General features: G+C 73.3%; 19 protein-coding genes and 2 pseudogenes. 8 read left to right on the top strand and 13 right to left on the bottom strand.

The genetic code is table 11. The annotated features are described in order from the left end of the window. Positions 1-8 precede the first annotated feature (8 nt). Complete coding sequence (locus B073_RS0108815) at positions 9-350, bottom strand: hypothetical protein (RefSeq protein ID WP_026247202.1); 342 nt, start codon at positions 348-350, stop codon at positions 9-11. Between the two features lie 330 nt (positions 351-680). Here B073_RS0108815 and B073_RS0108810 point away from each other — a divergent pair, with 330 nt between their 5' ends. Beyond that, complete coding sequence (locus B073_RS0108810; protein ID WP_037811236.1) at positions 681-3,413, top strand: SpoIIE family protein phosphatase/ATP-binding protein; 2,733 nt, start codon at positions 681-683, stop codon at positions 3,411-3,413. Positions 3,414-3,509: 96 nt separating this feature from the next. After that, a complete protein-coding gene (locus B073_RS0108805; protein WP_018537719.1) occupies positions 3,510-4,829 on the top strand; it encodes an MFS transporter in 1,320 nt (439 codons plus the stop codon). 658 nt (positions 4,830-5,487) lie between these two features. Here B073_RS0108805 and B073_RS47650 read toward each other — a convergent pair. From B073_RS47650 to B073_RS0108785, 4 genes and pseudogenes are all read right to left on the bottom strand, one after another. Further along, positions 5,488-5,676, bottom strand: a pseudogene (locus tag B073_RS47650) (MFS transporter); the annotation flags it as partial. A gap of 113 nt (positions 5,677-5,789) precedes the next feature. Then, on the bottom strand, positions 5,790-7,565 hold the full coding sequence (locus B073_RS0108795; RefSeq protein WP_026247201.1) for a M4 family metallopeptidase: 1,776 nt from the start codon (positions 7,563-7,565) through the stop codon (positions 5,790-5,792). 331 nt (positions 7,566-7,896) lie between these two features. Further along, a complete protein-coding gene (locus tag B073_RS0108790; RefSeq protein WP_018537716.1) occupies positions 7,897-8,847 on the bottom strand; it encodes an META domain-containing protein in 951 nt (316 codons plus the stop codon). Positions 8,848-8,987: 140 nt separating this feature from the next. After that, complete coding sequence (locus B073_RS0108785) at positions 8,988-9,281, bottom strand: hypothetical protein (RefSeq protein WP_037811269.1); 294 nt, start codon at positions 9,279-9,281, stop codon at positions 8,988-8,990. Between the two features lie 173 nt (positions 9,282-9,454). Between B073_RS0108785 and B073_RS39450 the strand changes: the two genes are divergently transcribed. Both B073_RS39450 and B073_RS0108775 read left to right on the top strand, forming a co-directional pair. Further along, entirely contained in the window at positions 9,455-9,847 is a 393-nt protein-coding gene (locus tag B073_RS39450) for an AMP-binding enzyme (RefSeq protein WP_018537714.1), read from the top strand. Then, the gene (locus B073_RS0108775) at positions 9,844-10,914 is read left to right on the top strand and encodes an acyl-CoA dehydrogenase family protein (protein ID WP_018537713.1); all 1,071 of its coding nucleotides are present in this window, start codon (positions 9,844-9,846) and stop codon (positions 10,912-10,914) included. Before B073_RS39450 ends, B073_RS0108775 begins: the two co-directional genes overlap by 4 nt. A gap of 135 nt (positions 10,915-11,049) precedes the next feature. Here B073_RS0108775 and B073_RS0108770 read toward each other — a convergent pair whose 3' ends face one another. From B073_RS0108770 to B073_RS0108760, 3 genes are read right to left on the bottom strand one after another with little or no spacing between them, the layout of a single operon-like run. Beyond that, on the bottom strand, positions 11,050-12,033 hold the full coding sequence (locus B073_RS0108770) for an acyl-CoA dehydrogenase family protein (protein ID WP_018537712.1): 984 nt from the start codon (positions 12,031-12,033) through the stop codon (positions 11,050-11,052). A gap of 58 nt (positions 12,034-12,091) precedes the next feature. After that, the gene (locus tag B073_RS0108765) at positions 12,092-13,300 is read right to left on the bottom strand and encodes an acyl-CoA dehydrogenase family protein (RefSeq protein WP_018537711.1); all 1,209 of its coding nucleotides are present in this window, start codon (positions 13,298-13,300) and stop codon (positions 12,092-12,094) included. Then, entirely contained in the window at positions 13,300-14,151 is an 852-nt protein-coding gene (locus B073_RS0108760; protein WP_018537710.1) for an enoyl-CoA hydratase, read from the bottom strand. The genes B073_RS0108765 and B073_RS0108760 overlap by 1 nt, the downstream gene beginning before the upstream one ends. A 47-nt stretch (positions 14,152-14,198) precedes the next feature. Here B073_RS0108760 and B073_RS0108755 point away from each other — a divergent pair, with 47 nt between their 5' ends. The 4 genes and pseudogenes from B073_RS0108755 (at position 14,199) to B073_RS0108740 (ending at position 17,488) form a co-directional block, all read left to right on the top strand. Further along, positions 14,199-15,383, top strand: coding sequence for an acyl-CoA dehydrogenase family protein (locus B073_RS0108755; protein WP_018537709.1), 1,185 nt, complete (start codon positions 14,199-14,201; stop codon positions 15,381-15,383). Beyond that, positions 15,380-16,162: an SDR family oxidoreductase gene (locus B073_RS0108750; RefSeq protein ID WP_018537708.1), complete on the top strand. Its 783-nt coding sequence runs from the start codon at positions 15,380-15,382 to the stop codon at positions 16,160-16,162. The genes B073_RS0108755 and B073_RS0108750 overlap by 4 nt, the downstream gene beginning before the upstream one ends. 20 nt (positions 16,163-16,182) lie before the next feature. Then, positions 16,183-16,287 (top strand): annotated as a pseudogene (locus B073_RS47645) (TetR family transcriptional regulator); the annotation flags it as partial. Positions 16,288-16,330: 43 nt separating this feature from the next. Further along, on the top strand, positions 16,331-17,488 hold the full coding sequence (locus B073_RS0108740; protein ID WP_018537707.1) for an acetyl-CoA C-acetyltransferase: 1,158 nt from the start codon (positions 16,331-16,333) through the stop codon (positions 17,486-17,488). 35 nt (positions 17,489-17,523) lie between these two features. Here the strand turns inward: B073_RS0108740 and B073_RS47640 are convergent, their stop codons facing one another. The 5 genes from B073_RS47640 to B073_RS0108720 are packed head-to-tail and all read right to left on the bottom strand — an operon-like array spanning position 17,524 to position 21,113. Further along, positions 17,524-17,655: a tyrosine-protein phosphatase gene (locus B073_RS47640; RefSeq protein ID WP_267881384.1), complete on the bottom strand. Its 132-nt coding sequence runs from the start codon at positions 17,653-17,655 to the stop codon at positions 17,524-17,526. Between the two features lie 17 nt (positions 17,656-17,672). Then, entirely contained in the window at positions 17,673-18,716 is a 1,044-nt protein-coding gene (locus B073_RS0108735; RefSeq protein ID WP_026247200.1) for an NAD(P)H-dependent flavin oxidoreductase, read from the bottom strand. Positions 18,717-18,772: 56 nt separating this feature from the next. Further along, entirely contained in the window at positions 18,773-19,501 is a 729-nt protein-coding gene (locus B073_RS0108730; protein WP_018537705.1) for a CoA-transferase subunit beta, read from the bottom strand. After that, a complete protein-coding gene (locus B073_RS0108725; RefSeq protein ID WP_018537704.1) occupies positions 19,498-20,337 on the bottom strand; it encodes a CoA transferase subunit A in 840 nt (279 codons plus the stop codon). Before B073_RS0108725 ends, B073_RS0108730 begins: the two co-directional genes overlap by 4 nt. Then, positions 20,334-21,113 carry an enoyl-CoA hydratase family protein gene (locus B073_RS0108720; RefSeq protein ID WP_018537703.1) on the bottom strand — a complete coding sequence of 260 codons (780 nt, stop codon included), beginning with the start codon at positions 21,111-21,113 and terminating at the stop codon, positions 20,334-20,336. The genes B073_RS0108725 and B073_RS0108720 overlap by 4 nt, the downstream gene beginning before the upstream one ends. Between the last annotated feature and the right edge of the window lie 16 nt (positions 21,114-21,129).

Below are 21,129 nucleotides of genomic sequence, written 5' to 3'. Positions count from 1 at the left end.
CCGGCGGCTCACCGGCCGTCCGGCCGGGCCAGCGCGAGCGCGTCCAACAGCAGACACACGTGGTCGACGGCGTCCCGCCCGGCGGGGCCGTCGGCCACGTCCGTTTCGTCCAGCAGCCCGGCGGTGGCCCGCAGCAGTGCCGGCAGACCCGCGCCCTCCGGCGCCGCCGGCTCGGACTCCGCGAGGGCGGCGCGGATCTGCTCGCCCGAGAGCGGCAGCCCCGTCTCCAGGAAGCGGAACAGCGCGACGGCGGTCCTGCGGTCCGCGTCGTCCGGCTGCCACGCCCCGCGCGCATGGTGGTCGATGAGCACCGCCGCCCGGGCACGGATCTCCTCTGCTGCAACATGCATGCCCACGAACGTCTCATACGCGCCCGGCGGCCCCCGGAGCGCCCCCGGCCGCCCGCCGCGCGCCCCCACGCCCCGCCCGACTCCCGAGTAAGCACCGCTGACCAGGCACATTGCGCGCCGCCCCGGCGACGCCCGGCAGATCGGCGGTCCGTTCGCAACCGTCCCGGGCTGTGGGAAGAGTTACATGCACACCACCGGGGAGTGCACGCCCGTAGCCGGGAAACATACCGACAGGTTTTACTGACGCTGCCACGGCGCATGCTCTCCGGCGCCGCTGCGCTGCGCAGTACGCGGCTCGCCCACCGTATGCGGGAGGTGTAGAAAGAGGACATGGCCGGACGCTACGGCCGCCCGCGTTCGGTTCTGAGGATGCGAACTGTCGCTGGCCAGGTCTTTCTCCTGCAAGTGGCGATCGTCGTCTTGCTCGTCGCCGCCGCCATCGCGGCCCTGGTGCTGCAGTCCGGGACCGACTCGGAACGGGAGGCCCGGAACCGCTCGGTAGCCGTGGCCCAGACCTTCGCGAACGCCCCCGGCATCGAAGCGGCACTCAAGAGCCCCGACCCCACCGCCGTGCTCCAGCCTCGCGCGCAGGCCGCCCGCAGGACCTCCGAGGTCGACTTCATCGTCGTCATGAACACCCACGGCATCCGCTACACCCACCCGCTCACCGACCGGATCGGCAAGAAGTTCGTCGGCACCATCGGGCCCGCGCTCGCCGGCGGAGTGGTCACCGAGAAGATCACCGGCACCATCGGCCCGCTCGTCCAGGCCGTGGTGCCCGTCTTCGGCCACGGCGGCAAGGTCGTCGGCCTGGTCTCCGCCGGCGTCACCCTCAGCAGGGTCAGTGGTGTCGTCGACGACCAGTTCCCGCTGCTGTTCGGCGCCGCGGCCGGCGTGCTGCTGCTCACCACCGGCGGCACCGCCCTGGTCAGCCGCCGGCTGCGGCGCCAGACCCACGGGCTGGGGCCGGAGGAGATGACGCGGATGTACGAGCACCACGACGCGGTGCTGCACGCCGTCCGGGAAGGCGTGATCATCGTGCGCGGCGACGGGCGGCTGGTGCTCGCCAACGACGAGGCCCGGCGGCTGCTTGCCCTGCCGTCCGACGTCGAGGGCCGCCGGGTCGCCGACCTGGGACTCGATCCGGACACCGCGGCGCTGCTGGAGTCCGGCCGGGTCGTCACCGACGAGGTGCACCCGGTGGGGGAGCGGCTGCTCGCGGTCAACCAGCGCTCCACGGAACGGGCCGGCGGCCCGCCCGGCAGCGTCACCACCCTCCGCGACACCACCGAGCTCCGGGCCCTCACCGGCCGCGCCGACATCGCCCGCGGGCGGCTGAAACTCCTCTACGACGCCGGCGCCGAGATCGGCACCACCCTCGACGTGGTGCGCACATGCGAGGAGCTGGCCCGCTTCGGCGCCGAGCGGTTCAGCGACCTCGTCACCGTCGACCTGGCGGTCTCCGTCCTCAACGGCGAGGAACCCGAGGTCGCCGGACCGGCCATAGAGATGCGCCGCACCGCTGTCGCCGGCGAGGTGCCCGAGGGATCGCTCCACCCGGTCGGCAAGCCGATGCGGTTCGCGCCCGTCACCGCGCTCGGCAGCCGGCTGCCGTCCGGCGAACCGGTCCTGGAGGCCGACCTGGCCGCGTTCTCCGGCTGGCAGCGGCAGGACCCCGAACGCGCCCGGCGGATCGTCGCCCAGGGCATCCACTCGCTGATCGCCGTCCCGCTGCGGGCCCGCGGCGTCATCCTCGGCGTGGTCCTCTTCTGGCGTTCGCGCACCCCCGAGCCGTTCGACGAGGAGGACCTCTCGCTCGCCGAGGAGCTGGTCGCCCGGGCCGCGGTGAGCATCGACAACGCCCGCCGCTACACCCGCGAGCACACCATGGCGGTCACCCTCCAGCGCAGCCTGCTGCCGCGCGCCCTGCCCGACCAGAACGCCGTCGAGGCCGCCTTCCGCTATCTGCCCGCACAGGCCGGACTCGGCGGCCTGGGCGGCGTCGGCGGCGACTGGTTCGACATCATCCCGCTGCCCGGCACCCGGGTCGCCCTGGTCGTCGGCGACGTCGTCGGGCACGGCCTGCACGCCGCCGCCACCATGGGCCGGCTGCGCACCGCGATCCACAACTTCGCCAACCTCGACGTCCCGCCCGACGAACTGCTGTGGCACCTTGACGAGCTGGTCACCCGCATCGACCAGGACGAGGGCGCGGGCGCGGGCGGCGGCGGTGACGGCGCCAAGGCCCCGGTCACCGGCGCCACCTGCCTCTACGCCATCTACGACCCGGTCACCGGCGCATGCACCATGGCCCGCGCCGGGCACGTCCAGCCGCTGGTGCTGCGGCCCGACGGCAGCGCGGAGTTCGCCGAGGTGCCCGGCGGCCCGCCACTCGGCCTCGGCGGTATGCCCTTCGACACCTGCCGGCTGGAACTCCCCGAGGGCAGCCGCCTGGTGCTCTACACCGACGGGCTCGTCGAGGACCGCGAGCGCGACATCGACACCGGCATGGCGCTGCTGCGCGCCGCCCTCCGCGGCCGCCCCGAACGCACCCCGGAGGAGACCTGCGAGGCGGCGCTCGACGCGCTGCTGCCGGACCGCCCGGCCGACGACATCGCCCTGCTGGTCGCCCGCACCCGCTGCCTGGACGCCGGGTGTGTCGCCGAGTGGGACGTGGCCGCCGACCCGTCCGCGGTCGCGCCGGTGCGCGCCGCGGCGGTCCGCAAACTGACCGAATGGGGGCTTGCCGAGGAGGCGTTCACCACCGAGCTGATCCTCAGCGAGCTGGTCACCAACGCCATCCGCTACGCCGTCGGCCCGATCCGCGTCCGGCTGATCCACGACCGCTCGCTGATCTGCGAGGTCGCCGACCACAGCAGCACCTCCCCGCACCTGAGGCACGCCGCCACCACCGACGAGGGCGGCCGCGGCCTGTTCCTGATCGCGCAGATGGCCGAGCGGTGGGGCACCCGCTACACCGGCGACGGCAAGGTCATCTGGACCGAGCAGGCCCTGCCCGACGCGGACCGGGCCGCGGAGAATTCCGCTGGTCACGCCTCCTGACCAGCCAACTGCCGCCTGCTACGCTCCGGTTGCATGATCCCCGGGACGTCGGGCCGCGGGGAATCGGCAGCACGCGAACGGGGAGGGTGCAGTCAGATGACCACGGGGGCGATACCGGCCAAGCGCTGGCTCTATGTCATCCCGGTCGCCGCGATCATGTACATGCTGGCGTACCTCGACCGCAACAACGTCTCCGTCGTCCTCCCCTACATGCACGGCGACCTGGCCCTCTCCAACGCCGACAAGGGCCTGGCCGGCGGCATCTTCTTCCTCGGCTACGTCTTCCTGCAGATCCCCGCGGCGGTCCTCGCCCAGCGCTGGAGCGCCCGGAAGACCGTCCTGATCCTGATGGTCGCCTGGGGCCTGTCGGCGGTGCTCTCCGGCCTGGTGCAGACCCGGGCCCAGTTCTACGCCGCGCGGTTCGTGCTGGGCTTCTTCGAGGGCGGCGTCTGGCCGGCCGTCCTCATCCTGCTGGCCTCGTGGTTCCCGCTGCGCGAGCGCGCCCGCGCCAACGCCCTGTGGATGGCCTGCCTGCCGCTGTCGTCGGTACTGATGGCGCCGCTGTCCGGCTGGATGCTGGACCACGCGAGCTGGCGCTGGGTGCTCGTCCTCCAGGGCGTGCCGCCGCTGGTGTGGGCGGTGGTCTGGTGGTTCGCCGTCGCCGACCGCCCCGCCCGGGCCCGCTGGATCTCCGCCGCCGAGGCCGACCACCTGGCCCGGGCGATCGCCGCCGACGAGGCCGCCAAGCCCCCGGCGGGCGGCGGCTCCTACCTCGGCGCGGTCCGCCAGCGCTCCGTCCTGGTCCTCATCGGCGTCTACTTCTTCTGGATCACCGGCTTCTACGGCTTCAGCCTGTGGCTGCCGTCCGTCATCAAGGAGCTGACCCACGACGGCTCCGCCACCGAGGTCGGGCTGCTGACCGCGGTCCCGTTCGCCGTCGCCCTGGTGGTGATGATCGCCAACGCCGCCTGGTCGGACCGCACCGGCCGCCGCCGGCAGGCGGTCGCCGTCCCTCTGGCCGTGGGCATCGTCGCCCTCCTGCTGGGCCAGGCGGTGCACGGCGCACTGCCCCGCATGCTGCTGCTGTGCGTCACGGCCGCCGCGGTCTACGCACCCTACGGCCCCTTCTGGGCGATCCCCGGCGAACTGCTCCGCTTCGAGGTGGTGGCCGTGGCGATGGGCCTGGTCAACGCACTGGGCAACCTCGGCGGCTTCGCCGGCCCGTACGTGGTGGGTTGGCTCACCGACGCCACGGGCACGAGTTTGACCGGCTTCGCGGTGCTCGCGGGCTTCTTGGCGGTGGCCGTCCTTCTGGTGATGGTCGGCCTCCGGCCGGGGGCGTTGTCGCGCCGCGATGGCGACGACGGCGTCGCGCCGGGGTCTACGGCCAACTCGGCTGCCGACAGCCGGAGTTGACGGCGGGGTGGCCCCGGCGCCTGCGGCGCGTTGCGTTGCCGCTGCGCGGGCATTGCCGCTCCGCTGCGCGGGGCTGTTGGGTGCGGTGACGGGCCTGCGGGGGTGGTGTGCCGGACTGCTTCGCTTTACGTCCGGCACACCACCCCCTCCGGCCCGTCCCCTCCCGTTGGGGGACGGATTTCAGGCCAGTTGCACCATCTGTCTGTGGGCCAGTGCCGGTTCTGGACTGACGGGTGACCGGCACTGATGAGCGACCCGCACCGGACCACTCACGTCGGCCCCCACCTACCGTCTCTATGACCACCCACGGAAGGGGACGGGTCTGCGGGGCAGGGGGTGTGTCCGGACGTAAAGCGAAGCAGTCCGGACACACCCCCTGCCCCGCAGACCCGGCACCGCGGCCGATAAGCCCCGCGCAGCGGATCGGCAATGCCCCGCGCAGCGGACCCGCGCCGCCGGGCGCAAGCAAGGCGAACCCCTACGGCGGGGCAGCCGACAGCGGGCGCCGCAGCACGTAGCCGCCGACCGCTACCGCCACCGCGACGACGCACCCGGCGAAGGCGAGCCCCGCGTTTCGCAGTCCCAGCGTCATGGTGAGCGCGCCGACGCCCACCACCGGGAGCGAGATGCCGAGGTAGGCGATGAGGAAGAAGCCGAAGAGGACCGCGATCACCCCGAGGGCGTAGGTGGCGAAGCCCACTGTCACCATCAGCTCGGAGAAGCCCAGTTGGTGGCGGTAGAGCGCGTAGCGCGGGGTGGGCAGGGTCGTTCCCGCCATGCCGATCGCGAAGACCCCCGCCGCGGCGGGGCTGCCCGGGCGGCGCCGCCGGCCGGTGCGCACGGTCATGGCGTCAACGTAGGCGGCGGTCCCCGGCCGGGCCAGGAGGCGGTGCCCCGCGCGTGGCAGGGGGCACCGCTCCGACCGGGGCGACGCGGGGTCAGCGTCGGGTCAGCACCGGGTCAACGCCGGGGCGCGTTGGCGGCGGTGACGTTGACCGCCGCCCAGGCACGGTCGACCGTCCGGTACGCCGCGCTGCCCGCGCCGTAGAGGTCCTTGGCGGCCTGGAGGGTGGCGGTGCGAGCGTCGTGGAAGTCGGTCGTGGAGACCATGTAGCGGGTGAGCGCCCGGTAGAAGATCGCTACGGCCTTGTCCCGGCCGATGCCGGTCACCTTGGCGCCGTCGTGGGTGGGGGAGTCGTAGGCGACCCCGCCGACGGTCCTGCTGCCGCTGCCTTCGGCCAGCAGGTAGAAGGCGTGCGAGGAGACGCCGGAGCCGGCGTGGACCTCGGTGTCGTGGGTTTCCTTCGACCAGTAGTCGACGGCCCCTTCGAGCTTGTCCAGGGACGGCTTGTCCAGGCGTCGCAGGAACTTCTGGGGCAGGCCGAGCTTCTCGCCGATGAGGTAGTTCGGCGGGTTCTTCGGGTTGTTCGCGGCGAACTCCACCGCGCTGCCGAAGATGTCGGCCAGGGACTCGTTGAGCGCCCCCGGTTCGCCGTACTGGCGTCCCTCGCCGTCGACGCGGGTGGGCTGGAGGTTGGCGGTGGCGTCGACCACGCCGTGGGTCAGCTCGTGGCCGGTGACGTCCAGGACGACCAGCGGTTTGCCGAACAGCTTGCCGTCCCCGTCGCCGTAGAGCATGCAGCCGCAGTCCGAGGACCAGAAGGCGTTGCCGACGTTGGTGCCGAAGTGGACCAGGGCGTGTGCGCCGGCGCCGTCGTTCTTGATGCCCTTGCGGCCGAAGGTCTTCTTGTAGAAGTCCAGGGTGCTGGTGATGCCGAACTGGGCGTCGACCGCGGCGGTGGCCCGGTCCGCGGTGGTGCCGTTGCCCCAGCGGTTGGTGCCGCTGGTCAGGGGCTTGCCGGTGCGGAACGTGTTGAGTTCCTTGCCGCCGGCGTCGCGGGTCTCGGTGTTGCCGCGAGTGGCGTCCCGGAGGACGTAGGCGTTCTTGGCGGTCTGCGTGGTGGACAGCGGCACCGTGCCGACGAAGAGGGACGCGCCGGTGCCGCTCGCCGGGGCCGGGTAGCGGCCGGCGGCGGGCCGGTGCGGGGCGGGCGGGGTGGCGGCGGCCGCGGTGCGCGGGGTGAGGCGCTCGCCGCGCTGCTGGAGCTTGTGCAGGACGGACGGCGACAGGAACGGCTCGTTGACCGGGACGTTGCTGAGGACCTGGCCCGTGGTGGCGTCGACGACCACGGTCCGGGCGCCGCCGGCCTCGTCGGTGCGGCTGCCGTCGACCTGCACTTCGTAGGCCAGCGCGCTGCGGCCGTCGCGGGCGTCGACGACGAGGCGGGGTTCGCCGGCCGTGCCCTGCGCCGCCGCGGCGGCCCTGGCGGCGGCCTGACGGCCCGACAGCTTCGGGTCGGTGGCGGGCGGCTCGACCTGGTGGCGGGCGGCCCGGGTCACGCCCTGGTACGAGGAGTCCGCGCCGAGGTGGACGACGAGGTCGCCGCCGAGCACCGGCATACCGCGATGGGTCCGGACGAACCGCACATGCCGGCGGCCGTCGGGGTCGACCAGGGTGTCGGTGGCCTTGAGGGTGTCCTGCGGGCCGACGCCGGTGGTGGCCGCGTGGGCGTAGGCGGCGGCGCGGGCCGCGTCCACGATCGAGGGGGTGGCGGCGGCCGAGGGGGTGGGGGAGGAGGCGGGGGCCGCGACGGCGGAGCCGGCGGCGAGGGTGGCGGCCGTGGTCACGGCCAGGGCTATCGCCAGGTGGCGGCTGCGTATGTGGGGTCTACGCACAGTTCTGCGTCCTTATGTGCTGTGAGCGGCGGACTGCACCAACCGCCCGTACACGCGGTGGCGTTGCACACCGCGGGGGCCGTCCGGCCCCGCACAGACCCTGATCTGCCCGGCATGGGCATGTAAAGAGAAATGATCAATTTTCGGTGCCAGGTAGCCAAAAATTGATAATTGATCAGCTTTAGGTAGTCGGAAGATGACCAATCGTGTTCCGACCGGGGAGACTCAAAAGACGGCGACGAGGTTGCCCCGGGCCGGTGCGCCTCTTCGCCCGCGGGTCCGCGTCTCCGTCGACCGGTGCGCCTCTTCGCCTACGGGTGCGCGTCCATGCCTACGGGCGCGGCTTCCCGGTCAACATGAAACCGTGTTCCCTCGCGGGGAACGCCAGGTCCTCGTCGAGGGACATGCTGAGGGTGCCCGGTTCGGCCCAGTAGGAGTAGTTGAGCGACTTCTTCAGGGTCGCGAGGACGCTCGCCTCCTCCTTCATGATCTCGGCGCTGCAGCTGCGCTGCGTCGTCAGCGCCGCGTCGTTGAAGTAGAGGTGGGTGCCGGCGAAGGTGACCTTGGCGGTGACGTCGTTGCAGCCGAGTTTCCCGCTCATCGAGCCGTCGTCGTGGAAATCGAGGTACATCCGGTCACCGGCGGTGAACGCCGGGCCGTGCTCGTCGGCGAAGGTGGTGCCGACCAGCTGCCACCTGATCCCGAAGAAGTCGTCACCCCTGGCCTGCGCGAGCTGGATGTCGTCGCCCTGCCGGTTCCTGACGTGCAGTTCGAGGGGGTAGCCGCTGGTCTGCTTCGTGCCGAGCGAAAGCTCTCCGTCGAAGGCGGCCTGTACCTTCTTCTCGAAGTCCGCCAGCGCCGGTGCGCCGGCCACGTCCTCCGGACGGCACGGGCCCGGTCCGTCCGTCGGCGGGGCAGGGGAGAGGGAGGGGGCGGGGAGGGGAGCCAGCTCCTGGCCCAGCGTCAGGTGGCCCGCCGTCACCTCGGCCTTCCGGTGGAACGGCGTGCACCCGTAACTCCCGGACGCCGTACCGTCGTTGCCCAGCGCGATCCATCCCCGGGCCTCGGGCGGCAGGTTCTCTTGACGGCCTGCGACCTCGACCTTCCGGATCGCCCAGACGCCGCCCGACAGCAGTCCGCCGGCACCGGCCGGTCTCGGCCTCGCCGGTGACGGGGAAGTCGAGGCGCCGCCGTTCCGCGCGCCGGGCGTGGCAGGCGCGCTGTCGCACGCCGCCAGCGCGAGGAGCGCCGTCATCCCGGCGGCGAGGAAGCGGAGGGGCACTCTTCGAGGTGTGGGCATGGGCAGGGAGACGCAAGATCGCCGAATGCGGTTCCGGAGCCGGGCACGGCCGGTCCTGCGACATGCCGACGGCCGGGCGGCGGATGCCGTCCCGGCCGGAGGGGCAGGGTGCGGGCCTGGTGCTAGCCGGTGCGGAAGAGCTCCTCCAGGGAGGCGTGGGCCTTCTCGCCGCCGCGGACGGCCTCGACGACGGCCTGGTGGAAGGCGCGGCTGTCCGCCTCGGAGTGGCAGGGAACCGGGCTGCCGGTCATGGTGTACCAGTCCGAGGAGCCGGTGTACTGGACGGCGACGTGCGCCTCGTCCTCCGACCACGTGGTGTGAATGGTGAGATCGCCCTGCATCGGGCCGATCTCCTCGGTCTGCACCGCGCCGGGGCGGGCGTGGATCCCCACCGTGGTCCAAGATGCCCAGGTCATGTCGTTCCCCTCGGTCACAAGGGCCCCGGCCGGCGGCCGGGCGCGGATGATTCAAGTCTGGCACTCGCCGTGCGGCGGCGCACCGCATCGACCGGCCGACACGGCTCCCCCGCATACTGTCACCCTCCTCGCCACCCGGCCCTCACCCACTCGTCACGCCGCCGTCACGCAGGGTGTCGGTCAGCCGGTCCGCGGTCGCCGCCGGCGCGGTGTCCGCGGCGGGCAGCAGTCCGGCCCTGCCGAGGAACCCGTGGAAGGTGCCCGGCTACCTCGACGCCCCGGCCGCCACCGCCGCCGCCGTGGACCCCGACGGCCGGCGGCGCACCGGGGACGTCGGCGCCCCCGACGAGCGGCTGGGCGAGGTCGGGGTGGCGTTCGTCGTGCCCGCGGACGGTAGCGCGCCCGACCCCGGGGAACTGACGGAGTGGGCCCGCGCACGGCTGGCCGACTTCAAGGTGCCCCGGCGCTACCACCTCGTACCGGAACTGCCGCGCAACGCCGGCGGCAAGGTCCGCAAGGGCGAACTGCGCCGGACGGCCGGGAGCGAAGGGAGGAACGGCGGATGAGACCGACCGACGAGCAGGAGGAACTGCGGGCTGCGGTACGGCAGTTGCTGGCCAGGCAGCCCGGACCGGACGCCTGGGGGCCGCTCACCGGGCAGATCGGCGCGGCCGGGCTGGCGGTGCCGGAGGAGCACGGTGGGGCCGGCTGCGGCCCGCTCGAAGTCCATGTGGTGATGGAGGAGTTGGGGCGGGCACTTTCCCCCGTGCCGTACCTGGGGTCCGCGGTGCTGACCACCCAGGCCCTGCTCGCCTGCGGCGGCACCGCACCGCTCCGCGCGCTCGCGGAGGGGTCCGCGGTGGGCGCGCTGGCCTGGGCCGAGAACGGCTCCTGGGAGCCGTCCGCCGTCCGCGCCGCGGCCCGCCGGGCCCCGGACGGTGACTGGCGGCTGACCGGTGTCAAGGACCACGTCCTGGACGGCGCGGACGCCGACCTGCTGGTGGTGGCCGCCCGGACCGACACCGGAATCTCGCTCTTCCAGGTCCCGGTGGACGGGCCCGGCGTCCGCCGGGAGCGGCTGGTACCGATGGACGCCACCCGCCCCCAGGCGCGCGTGGTACTGGACGGCGCCGCGGGCCGGCTGCTGGGCGCGGACGGGGACGGCGGCCGGGCGCTGGCCCAGGTGCGGGACCTGGGGTGCCTGGCACTCGCCGCCGAGCAGGTCGGCGCGGCCGGACGCTGCCTGGAACTGACCGTCGCCTACGCCCGCGAGCGGGTCCAGTTCGGCCGCCCCATCGGATCCTTCCAGGCCGTCAAGCACCGGCTGGCGGACGCGTATGTGCAGGTGGAGGCGGCCCGGTCGATCGCGTTGGGCGCCGCGCACACCGCCGCGGCGGGCGCGCCGGACCTGCCCCGGTTCGCCGCGGCCGCCAAGTCCGCCTGTTCGGAGGCGTTCTCGGCGGTGGCCGGGGAGACGATCCAGCTGCACGGCGGGATCGGCGTCACCTGGGAGCACGACGCCCACCGCTACTTCAAACGCGCGCATGGAAGCGCCCAGCTTCTCGGGACACCGGCCGAACATCGGCGGCGGCTGGCGGGTGAGTTGGAGTTGATGTCGCGTCACGTAGGTTGAGATGTCAGGGGTTTGACGTGGCGAAGTAGTAAAAGTGGGTGCCGCTGCCCTGTACCCCAGGAGGTGATCCGGAGGTACAGGGCCGCGGCGTTGGGCCGGCGTCTGGTTGGTGACCGGGTGGAGTCCGGCGGCCGGTCAGCCGGCCAGGACTCGGGCGCGGCACTCGGCGGGGGTGCCCCAGGCGTCCCGCAGGGGGCGGGCCTTGCGGATCCAGAGGGAGAGGTCCGGCTCGTCGGTGTAGCCGACCGCGCCGTGCAGTTGGAGGGCGGTGCGTGCGGCGGCGTAGCACGCCTCGCCCGCCGCCACCTTCGCCGCCGCGGCCTCCGCGCCGGCCGACGGGGCGTCCGCGGCCAGTGCCAGGCCCGCCGCGTGCACCAGCGGCTGGGCGAACTCCAGGCCGATCAGGGTGTCGGCCAGCCGGTGCTTGACCGCCTGGAAGGAGCCGATCGCCCGTCCGAACTGGGTACGCTGCTTGACGTGTTCGACGGTGCCGGCCAGCAGGGCCCGGCCCAGACCGACTGCCTGGGCGGCGGTGAGCAGCCGGGCGAGGTCGGTGGCATGGCGGGCGGCCGCGGTGACCGCCGGGCCGCGGGCGAGGACGGTGCCGCCCAGCGGACGGGCGAGCCGCCGGGCCGGATCGAGGGCGGGCTGGACCGGGCCGTGCGTCTCGGTCCGGCACACCGTGTCGTCCCGGACGACCAGGACGGTGTCGGCGGCGTCGGCGTCCAGAGCGAACGGGGCGCCGTCCGGGCACAGGCCGACGAGCGCGTCGCCGGCGGCGATCCGCGGCAGCCAGGCGGTGGCCGCCTCGGCGTCGCCCAGCCGGTGCAGGAAGGCCGCCGCGGCGGCGGTCTCGACCAGCGGGCCAGGTACCGCGTACCGTCCCAATTCGACAAAGGCGAGGGCGAGTTCGAGGGGGAGCGGGCCCATGCCGTCGTGCTCCTCGGGGACCGCGAGGGCGAACACCCCGGCCTTCGCGAGCCGGGCCCACAGGTCGCGGCCCGGCTGATGCTCCCCGGCGGCCCAGGACCGGACGGCGGACGGGGTGCCGGCCGCGCCCAGCAGGGAGTCCAGCGTACGGGCGAAGTCCCGTTGCTCGTCGGTCAGCAGGAAGCGCATCGACGGTTCCCTTCCCGCGGCACGGGCCGCGCCGCGCCGTCCCGGTACGTGCGGGTGCTCATCCCCTGACCTCCTTCGGCAGCCCGAGCAGCCGCTCGGCGACGATGTTGCGCTGGATCTCGTTGGTGCCGGCGTAGAGGGGGCCGGCGAGGGAGAAGGTGTAGCCGTCGGCCCAGCTGCCGTGGGCGGGCGCGTCGTCGGCGTCGTCGGCGAGCGCGCCGTAGGGGCCGAGCAGGTCCAGGGCGGTCTCGTGGAGGGCGATGTCCAGCTCCGACCAGAAGACCTTGTTGAGGCTGGACTCGGCGCCCAAGTCCCCCGCTCTCGACTGCGCTCGACCGGGGGGACCCCCCTCTCCAGCGGCGATCCGGGAGGCGTTGGCGTAGGCGAACAGCTGGTAGGCGCGGGCGCCGATCACCGCGTCGGCCACCCGGTCGCGCAGTGCGGTGTCGGCCGGGTCGGCGGTCTCCCGCCACAGTGCGGTGAGCCGTTCGGCGGCGGCGCAGAAGCGGCCGGGGCTGCGCAGGGTCAGGCCGCGTTCGTTGCCGGCGGTGCTCATCGCCACCCGCCAGCCCTGGCCGGGTTCGCCGATGACGTCCGCGTCCGGGACGAAGACGTCGTCGAGGAACAGCTCGGCGAAGGCGGGCTTGCCGTCCAGCCGGCCGATCGGACGCACCGTCACCCCCGGTGCGTCCAGCGGGAACATCAGGTACGTCAGTCCCTGGTGCGGGCGCGGGGTGCCGGGCTCGCTGCGGAACAGGCCGAACGCGCGGTCGGCGAAGGCGGCCCGGGACGACCAGGTCTTCTGGCCGCGCAAGCGCCAGCCGCCGTCGGTGCGGACGGCCGTCGAGCGCAGTGACGCCAGGTCGGATCCGGCCTCCGGCTCGGACCACGCCTGCGCCCAGACGACCTCGCCGGTGGCCATCGGGGCGAGAACGCGGGCGCGCTGCTCCGGGGTGCCGTGCTCGAAGAGGGTGGGGGCCAGGAGGCTGATGCCGTTCTGGCCGACCCGGCCGGGGGCACCCGCGGCGTAGTACTCCTCCTCGAAGATCAGCCACTGGAAGAGGGAGGCGTCCCGGCCGCCGTACTCGGCCGGCCAGGAGACCACCGACCAGCGGTCCGCGGCCAGTCGGGCCTCCCAGGCACGGTGGGCTGCGAAGCCCTCGCGGGTCTCCAGCGACGGCAGCGGCCTCGCGGGGACGTGCGCGGCGAGCCAGGCACGGGCCTCGGCCCGGAACGCGGCATCGGCACCGCTTGCGTCCAGGTCCATCAGGAACCGGCCTCCTTCATCTTGGCGATGTCCATCCCGCCGAGCGGGTCCCGGGCGGTCTCGGCGTTGTGGGCGTGGGCGAGGTGGTGCAGGCCGAAGACCGAGTCCAGGCCGGGGTGCAGGCCCTGGAGGTCCTCGGCCTGGTTGACGGCGCGCTTGGTCAGGGCCAGGCCCATCCGCGGCATCCCGGCGATGTGCTCCGCCAACTCCCGTGTGTGGTCGTGGAGTTCGTCGCGCGGGACGACGCGGTTGACCATGCCCAGTTCGTACGCCCGCTGCACCGGCATGCGGTCGCCGGTGTAGAGGAACTCCCTGGCGATCCGCGGCGGCATCACCCACGGGTGGGCGAAGTACTCCACGCCGGGGATGCCCATCCGCACGACCGGGTCGGCGAAGAAGGCGTCATCGGCGGCGACGATCAGATCGCAGATCCAGGCGAGCATCAACCCGCCCGCCACACAGGCGCCTTGAACCGCGGCGATCACCGGCTTGGGCAGCTCCCGCCAGCGGCGGCACATCCCCAGGTAGACCTCCGACTCGCGGGCGTAGCGACTCTCCGCGCCGGCCTTGTCCGAGTGGTCCCACCACAGTCCGGCCCGGCGGTCGAAAGGGAGATGGGCGTCCCGGCCGGGGGTGCCGATGTCGTGGCCCGCGGAGAAGTGCCGGCCCTCACCGGCCAGCACCACGACCTTGACCTCGTCGTCGTCCGCGGCGCGGTAGAAGGCGCGGTCCAGGGCGTAGGTCATCGCGGAGTTCTGGGCGTTGCGGTACTCCGGGCGGTTCATCGTGACGGTGGCGACCGGGCCCTGCCGGGCGTAGCGCACCACGGGCGTTTCCTCGCCGGCGGTCATCGGCGACCTCCTTCCCTAACAAGTGTTTGGTAGATTACGGTACGGTCATGAGCAGCGTCGAGGCCCCCACCACCGTCGAGAGCTTCCGCACCGAGATCCGCAGCTGGCTGCGGGCCAACCTCACCGGGGAGTTCGCGGCCCTGCGCGGCCGCGGCGGCCCCGGCCGGGAGCACGAGGCGTTCGCCGAACGCCTGGCCTGGGAGCGGCACATGGCCGCCGCGGGCTGGACCTGCGTCGGCTGGCCCGTGGAGCACGGCGGGCGCGGCGCGACCCTGGAGCAACAGGTCGCCTTCCACGAGGAGTATGCGCTCGCCGACGCCCCGGCCCGGGTCAACCACATCGGCGAGCAGCTGCTCGGCCCCACCCTCATCGCCTTCGGCACCGAGGCACAGCGGGCCCGCTTCCTGCCGGAGATCGCGGCCGTACGGGAACTGTGGTGCCAGGGCTACAGTGAGCCGGACGCCGGTTCCGACCTGGCCAACGTCCGGACCCGGGCGGCCTTCGACGAGGAGCGCGGCGACTGGGTCGTCGACGGCCAGAAGATCTGGACCTCGCTCGCCCAGGAGTCCCAGTGGTGCTTCGTCCTCGCCCGCACCGAACCGGGCTCCGCCCGCCACCGAGGGCTCTCCTACCTCCTCGTCCCGCTCGACCGGCCCGGCGTCGACATCCGGCCGATCACCCAGCTCACCGGCACCGCCGAGTTCAACGAGGTGTTCTTCGACGGCGCCCGGGCCCCGCACGTGGTCGGCGCGCCCGGCGACGGCTGGCGGGTCGCGATGGCCACCCTGGGCTTCGAGCGCGGCGTCTCCACCCTCGGCCAACAGGTCGGCTTCACAAGGGAGTGGGAGGCGCTCAGGGACCTGGCGCGACGGAACGGGGCGGTCGACGACCCCCTGATCCGCGACCGGCTTACCCGGGCCTGGATCGGCCTGGAGATCATCCGCTGCAACGCCCTGCGGATGCTGGAGGGCGTCGCCGCCGGCGCCCCCGGCCCCGAGGCGTCCATCGGGAAGATCTACTGGGCGACCTGGCACCGCGAGCTGGGCGAACTCGCCATGGACGTCTGCGGCGCGGGCGGCATGCTCGCCGCCGGCGCGCCGTACGAACTCGACGACTGGCAGCGGCTCTTCCTCTTCTCCCGCGCCGACACCCTCTACGCGGGCTCCAACGAGATCCAGCGGAACATCATCGCCGAGCGGGTGCTCGGCCTTCCCAAGGAGGCGAAGGCATGACGGCACCGGCCTACGTGCCCGGTCACGACCTGCTCAAGGGGCGGACGGCGGTGATCACCGCCGCCGCCGGCGCCGGGATCGGCGGGGCCACCGCCCGGCGGTTCCTGGAGGAGGGCGCCCGGATCGTCGTCGGGGACGCGCACGCCCGGCGGCTGGCCGAGAGCACGGCCGCGCTGGCCGCGGAGTTCGGCGCCGACCGGGTCGCCGGACTGCCGTGCGACGTGACCGACGAGGCGCAGGTGGCCGCCCTGTACGCGCTCGCCGAGGAGCGGCACGGCCGGCTCGACATCGTGGTCAACAACGCCGGGCTCGGCGGCACCGCCGACCTCGTCGAGATGACCGACGAGCAGTGGGCGAAGGTCATCGACGTCACCCTGGGCGGCACCTTCCGCTGCACCCGCGCCGCGCTGCGCCGGATGCGGGCCACGGGCGCCGGCGGCGTGATCGTCAACAACGCCTCCGTGGTGGGCTGGCGCGCCCAGCGCGGCCAGGCGCACTACGCCGCAGCCAAGGCCGGGGTGATGGCGCTGACCCGCTGCGCCGCGATCGAGGCCGCCGCGTACGGGGTGCGGGTCAACGCGGTCTCGCCCAGCCTGGCCATGCATCCGCACCTGGTGAAGGTCACCACCCCCGAGCTGCTGGCCGAGCTGACCGAGAAGGAGGCGTTCGGCCGCTACGCCGAGCCCTGGGAGGTGGCCAACGTGATCGTCTTCCTGGCCGGCGACTACGCCTCGTACATGACCGGGGAGACCGTCTCGGTCAGCTCGCAGCATGCCTGAGGAGCGGCGAACTCCTGGCCTGGGCCGCCGCCTCCTGGTACCGGCCGGGCGCACAGCACAGCCCCGAGGAGATCGCCCGCCAGTACCTCTCGATGGTGCCGGACGGCATCGCCTTGCGGGACTGACCGGCTCATCCGCAGAATCTGACCGAGGACCGAGGAGTTCACCATGTCCGAGGCGTACATCGTCGATGCCGTCCGCACCCCGGTGGGGAAGAAGGGCGGCGGGCTCTCCGCCGTCCACCCGGCCGACCTGGGCGCACATGTGCTGACCGCGCTGATGGGGCGCACCGGGATCGATCCGGCCGCCGTGGCGGACGTCGTCTTCGGCTGCCTGGACACCGTCGGACCGCAGGCCGGGGACATCGCCCGGACCTGCTGGCTGGCCGCCGGGCTGCCGGAGGAGGTGCCCGGCGTCACCGTCGACCGGCAGTGCGGCTCCTCGCAGCAGGCCCTGCACTTCGCCGCCCAGGGGGTGCTCTCCGGCACCCAGGACCTGGTCGTGGCGGGCGGGGTGCAGAACATGTCGCAGATCCCGATCGCCTTCGCCAGCCGCCAGGCCGCCGAGCCGCTGGGGCTCACCCAGGGCCCGTACGCCGGCTCCGAGGGCTGGCGGGCCCGCTACGGCGACTTGCCGGTCAACCAGTTCCACGGCGCCGAGCTGATCGCCACCGAATGGGACATCTCCCGCCGGGAGATGGAGGAGTTCGCGCTCCGCTCCCACCAGCGGGCGGTGCGGGCCATCGACGAGGGCCGCTTCGACCGGGAGATCGTCGCGTACGGCGAGGTCACCGCCGACGAGGGGCCGCGCCGGAACACCTCGCTGGAGAAGATGGCGGCGCTGGCGCCGGTCGTCGAGGGCGGCCGGCTGACCGCCGCGGTCTCCTCGCAGGTCTCCGACGGGGCCGCCGCGATGCTGCTCGCCTCCGAGCGGGCGGTGGCCGCGCACGGGCTGACGCCGCGCGCCCGGATACACCACCTCTCGGTCCGCGGCGAGGACCCGATCCGGATGCTGTCCGCGCCGATCCCCGCCACCGCCCACGCACTGAAGAAGGCCGGGATGACGCTCGACGAGATCGACCTGGTCGAGATCAACGAGGCGTTCGCGCCGGTGGTGCTGGCCTGGCTGAAGGAGACCGGCGCCGATCCGGAGCGGGTCAACGTCAACGGCGGCGCCATCGCCCTCGGCCATCCGCTGGGCGCCACCGGTGTCCGGCTGATGACCACGCTGCTGAACGAACTGGAGCGCACCGGCGGCCGGTTCGGCCTGCAGACCATGTGCGAGGGCGGCGGCCAGGCCAACGTCACCATCGTCGAGTGTCTCTGAGGCGCCGGTACGCCAGTAGGTCAGATGGAGCGGGATCAGCAGGTCCGGGTTCTGCCTGGGGTCAGCTCGGCGAGGGCGTCCGAGCGGTACAGCCGGCCGTGGCGCAGCCGCCGGCCGTCCTCGGCCCGACAGCCGCCCAGGTCACGGCAGTTGACCGCGCCGTGCAGCGGGACGCGGCGGTCGTTCAGTGGGGCAGGCCCGCCAGTGTCCGCTGTGCCCCGGCCATGATCCGGTCGACCAGGTCGGCACAGGACGGAAGGTCCTCGATCACCCCGGCGACCTGCCCGGAGGCCATCACGCCGAGGTCGGTGCGGCCGTCCACCATCGACGCCTTCAGCAGCATCGGGGTGTTGGCCGCCAGCAGCACCTGACTCCATGTCAGGTCCGTGCCGTGCTTCATCGCCAGCCCGTCGCGGACCATCCCGGCCCAGCTCAGACCGGACAGCTTCCGGAACGACGCGGCGTGCCGCACCGCCCTGACCAGCGCCGCGGCCCGCCCGGACCGCTCCAGCGCCCGGACCAGCTCACTGCGCAGCATCCGGTGCGGCAGCCCGTCCACCTTGGTGGTGACGACGACATCGGCGACCGCGGCCGCCAGATAGCGGTCCTGGACGGCCGGCGGCACAGTGCTGTCCGACGTCAGCAGGAAACGGGTGCCCATGGCGATCCCGGCCGCGCCGTAGGCGAGCGCGGCCACCAGCCCCCGGCCGTCGAAGAACCCGCCCGCGGCGATCACCGGGATGTCGACCGCGTCCACCACCTGCGGCAGCAGCACGGTGGTGGCGACGCTCCCGGTGTGGCCGCCGCCCTCGCCGCCCTGGACGATCACCGCGTCGGCGCCCCAGGCGGCGACCTTCTCGGCGTGCCGCCGGGCCCCGACGGACGGGATCACCACCACCCCGGCGTCCTTGAGCCGGGCGATCAGCTCCCGCGAGGGCGCCAGTGCGAAGGAGGCGACCCGGACGCCCTCGTCGACGACGATCCGCACCCGCTCGGCCGCATCCCCGGCGTCCGCCCGCAGATTGACCCCGAACGGCCGGTCCGTACGGGACCTCACCTCGCGGACCGCCGCCCGTAGTTGGTCCGGCGTCATGGTGGCGGAGGCCAGGATGCCCAGCGCGCCGGCGTCGGCGGCGGCGGACACCAGGCGCGGGCCGGCCACCCAGCCCATCCCGGTCTGCACGATCGGATGCCGCACGCCGGTCAGCTCGGTCAGCGGGGTGCGCAGGAGCGGGCCGTCCCCGGCGGACGGGGTCCGGTCATCGGCCCGGGCGACGCCGGCGCTCACGACGGCACCTCGCGGTCGCGCAGCCCCTGCGGATCGAGCACCTCGCGGATCAACCGCAGCTCCTCGTCGGTGGGTTCCCGGGTGTACGGGACCTCGTCGGCGCGGGCCAGCGGGAAGCCGGTGGCGTCCTGCACCTCCTCGACGGTGACGCCCGGGTGCCGCGAGACCAGCCGCATGGTGTGGTCCGGGGTGGCGAAGTCGAGGACGCCGAGGTTGCTGACCACCCGCGGAATGCGGTGGTAGCGGGTGGCGGACGGGCCGGCGGCGGCCGCGTTGTCGTAGCCGACCCCGCAGACCATGTCGACCTTCTCGACGAAGACCCGCCGGGAGTGCCGCGGAACCCAGTAACTCGTCGGATTGTTCAGGGTGTTGACGGGCGCGCCGCGCACGCCGAGCAGCTGCCTGGCGGGCCGCTGCCAGTCACCGATGCAGGAGATGTTCTGGTTGCCGAAGCGGTCGAGCTGACTGGCGCCCATCATCACATGCCGCCGGCCGCCGGTGACCATGGCCAGGTGCTGACGGTAGGGAAGCCAGCCCTCGGCCCGCCCGTCGAGGCCGACCAGCAGCGCCTCGCCGTCGGTGAGCAGCAGATCGGGGGAGAAGGTGCGCTTGGCTAGCCGGGCGCCGAGGGACGGCACGGTGCCCATCGGGCTGGCGAGCACCTCGCCGCTGTCGCGCCAGGTGTCGGCGCAGGCGAGCACGCAGTATTCGGCGCGGCTGGTCATCGCATCTCCTCGTGCCAGGTCTGGACGGCCGACTGGTAGCTCTTCTCGTCCCCGTGCAGGAACCGCGCGGCGAACTCCGGCCAGGGCGTGGTCGCATAGAGCTTCTGGAACGCCTCGTCGCGGTCGTAGTCCGGGACGCACGAGGTGAAGTGCGCACCGCGCGGCGTCTCCACCACGCCGGTCACCGTATGGCGCTTGACCAGCAGGGTCTGCGGGACGGCGGCCCCGAAGCCGTCCACCAACTCCTCGCACGAGACATACGCGCGCTCCGCGGCCTCGCAGAACAGGTCGTCGAAGTACGGGTCGGGGCCCAGGTACTGGCCGTTGCCGAGCCGGTCGGCGCGGTTGACGTGGACCAGCGCCGCGTCCATCCGCAGCGCCGGCATCGCGACGAAGGTCTCCCCGTCCTCGTACGGCGAGGTGACCGTCCGCAGCCCGGGGTTGACCCGCATCACGTCCGAGCCCAGACCGGCCCGGACCGGGAGGAACGGCAGCCGGTTGGCGGCGGCCCGCAACCCCCACATGAACATCGCCTCGTCGATCTCGCTCAGCTCGAATCCGCCCGACTGGCGGGCCGTCCGGAAGTGCGGCTCCAGGGGGATCGAGTCGAGGGTGACGAACGCGGTGACCAGTTCGCGGATCTTCCCGGCGGCGGCCAGCAGTCCCACGTCCGGGCCGCCGTAGGAGACCACGGTCAGGTCGGTGACGTCGGAGCGGAGCAGCGCCCGCACCAGTGCCATCGGCTTGCGGCGGGAGCCCCAGCCGCCGATGCCCAGGGTCATCCCGCTGCGCAGCCGCGCGACGACCTCGTCCGGAGTCATGGTCTTGTCGGTCACGATCGCTCCTCCTTGCCGTCCCCGGCGTTCCGGCTCCCGAAGGTGTCGCGGACCCGGTCCGCGACCCCGCTGAGATTGGCCTCGAAGGTGAAGCCCTGCTCGAAGCGGTAGCTGCGGCGCACGTCGACCGGGTCGATACCGTTGAGGGCAGCCTTGGCGAGCCGCAGGAGGGAGCCGTCCTTGCGCGCGATCTCGCGCCCCAACTCCCTTGCCACACCCTCCAGTTCATCGCGCGGTACCACTCTCCACACCGAGCCGTGCGCATGCAGCTCCCGTGCGGTGGCGGTCCGCGAGGTGTAGTACAGCGCCCGCATCAGGTGCTGGGGGACCAGCCGGGCCAGATGGGTGGCGGCGCCGAGCGCGCCGCGGTCCAGTTCCGGCAGGCCGAAGGTGGCGTCGTCGCTCGCCACGATCGCGTCCGCGTTGCCCACCAGGCCGATCCCGCCGCCCAGGCAGTGGCCGTGCACGGCGGCGACCACCGGCACCTCGCACTCGTAGACCGCGGTGAACGCCTCGGCGCAGCCGTGGTTGGCGCCGATCAGTGCCCCGTGGCCGCCGGCCGCGGTGTCCCGCTGCATCTCCTTGATGTCGACGCCGGCGTTGAACCCGCGGCCCGCGGCGGTGAGCACCACACAGCGGACCTCGGGAGCGCGGCCGGCGGTCCGTACCGCGTCGGCGAGGTCGTACCAGCCCTGTACGGGGAGGGCGTTGACCGGGGGGAAGTCCACGGTGACGACCGTGACGCCCTGGTCGGGTGCGGAGGTGGAGACACCCATGAGCAGATCAGCTACC

Source organism: Streptomyces sp. MspMP-M5 (genome assembly GCF_000373585.1).
In the GTDB taxonomy this organism is placed as follows: Bacteria; Actinomycetota; Actinomycetes; order Streptomycetales; family Streptomycetaceae; genus Streptomyces.
The sequence above is the reverse complement of the archived record's forward strand: the minus strand, read 5'-3'. Positions and strand labels throughout refer to the sequence as shown.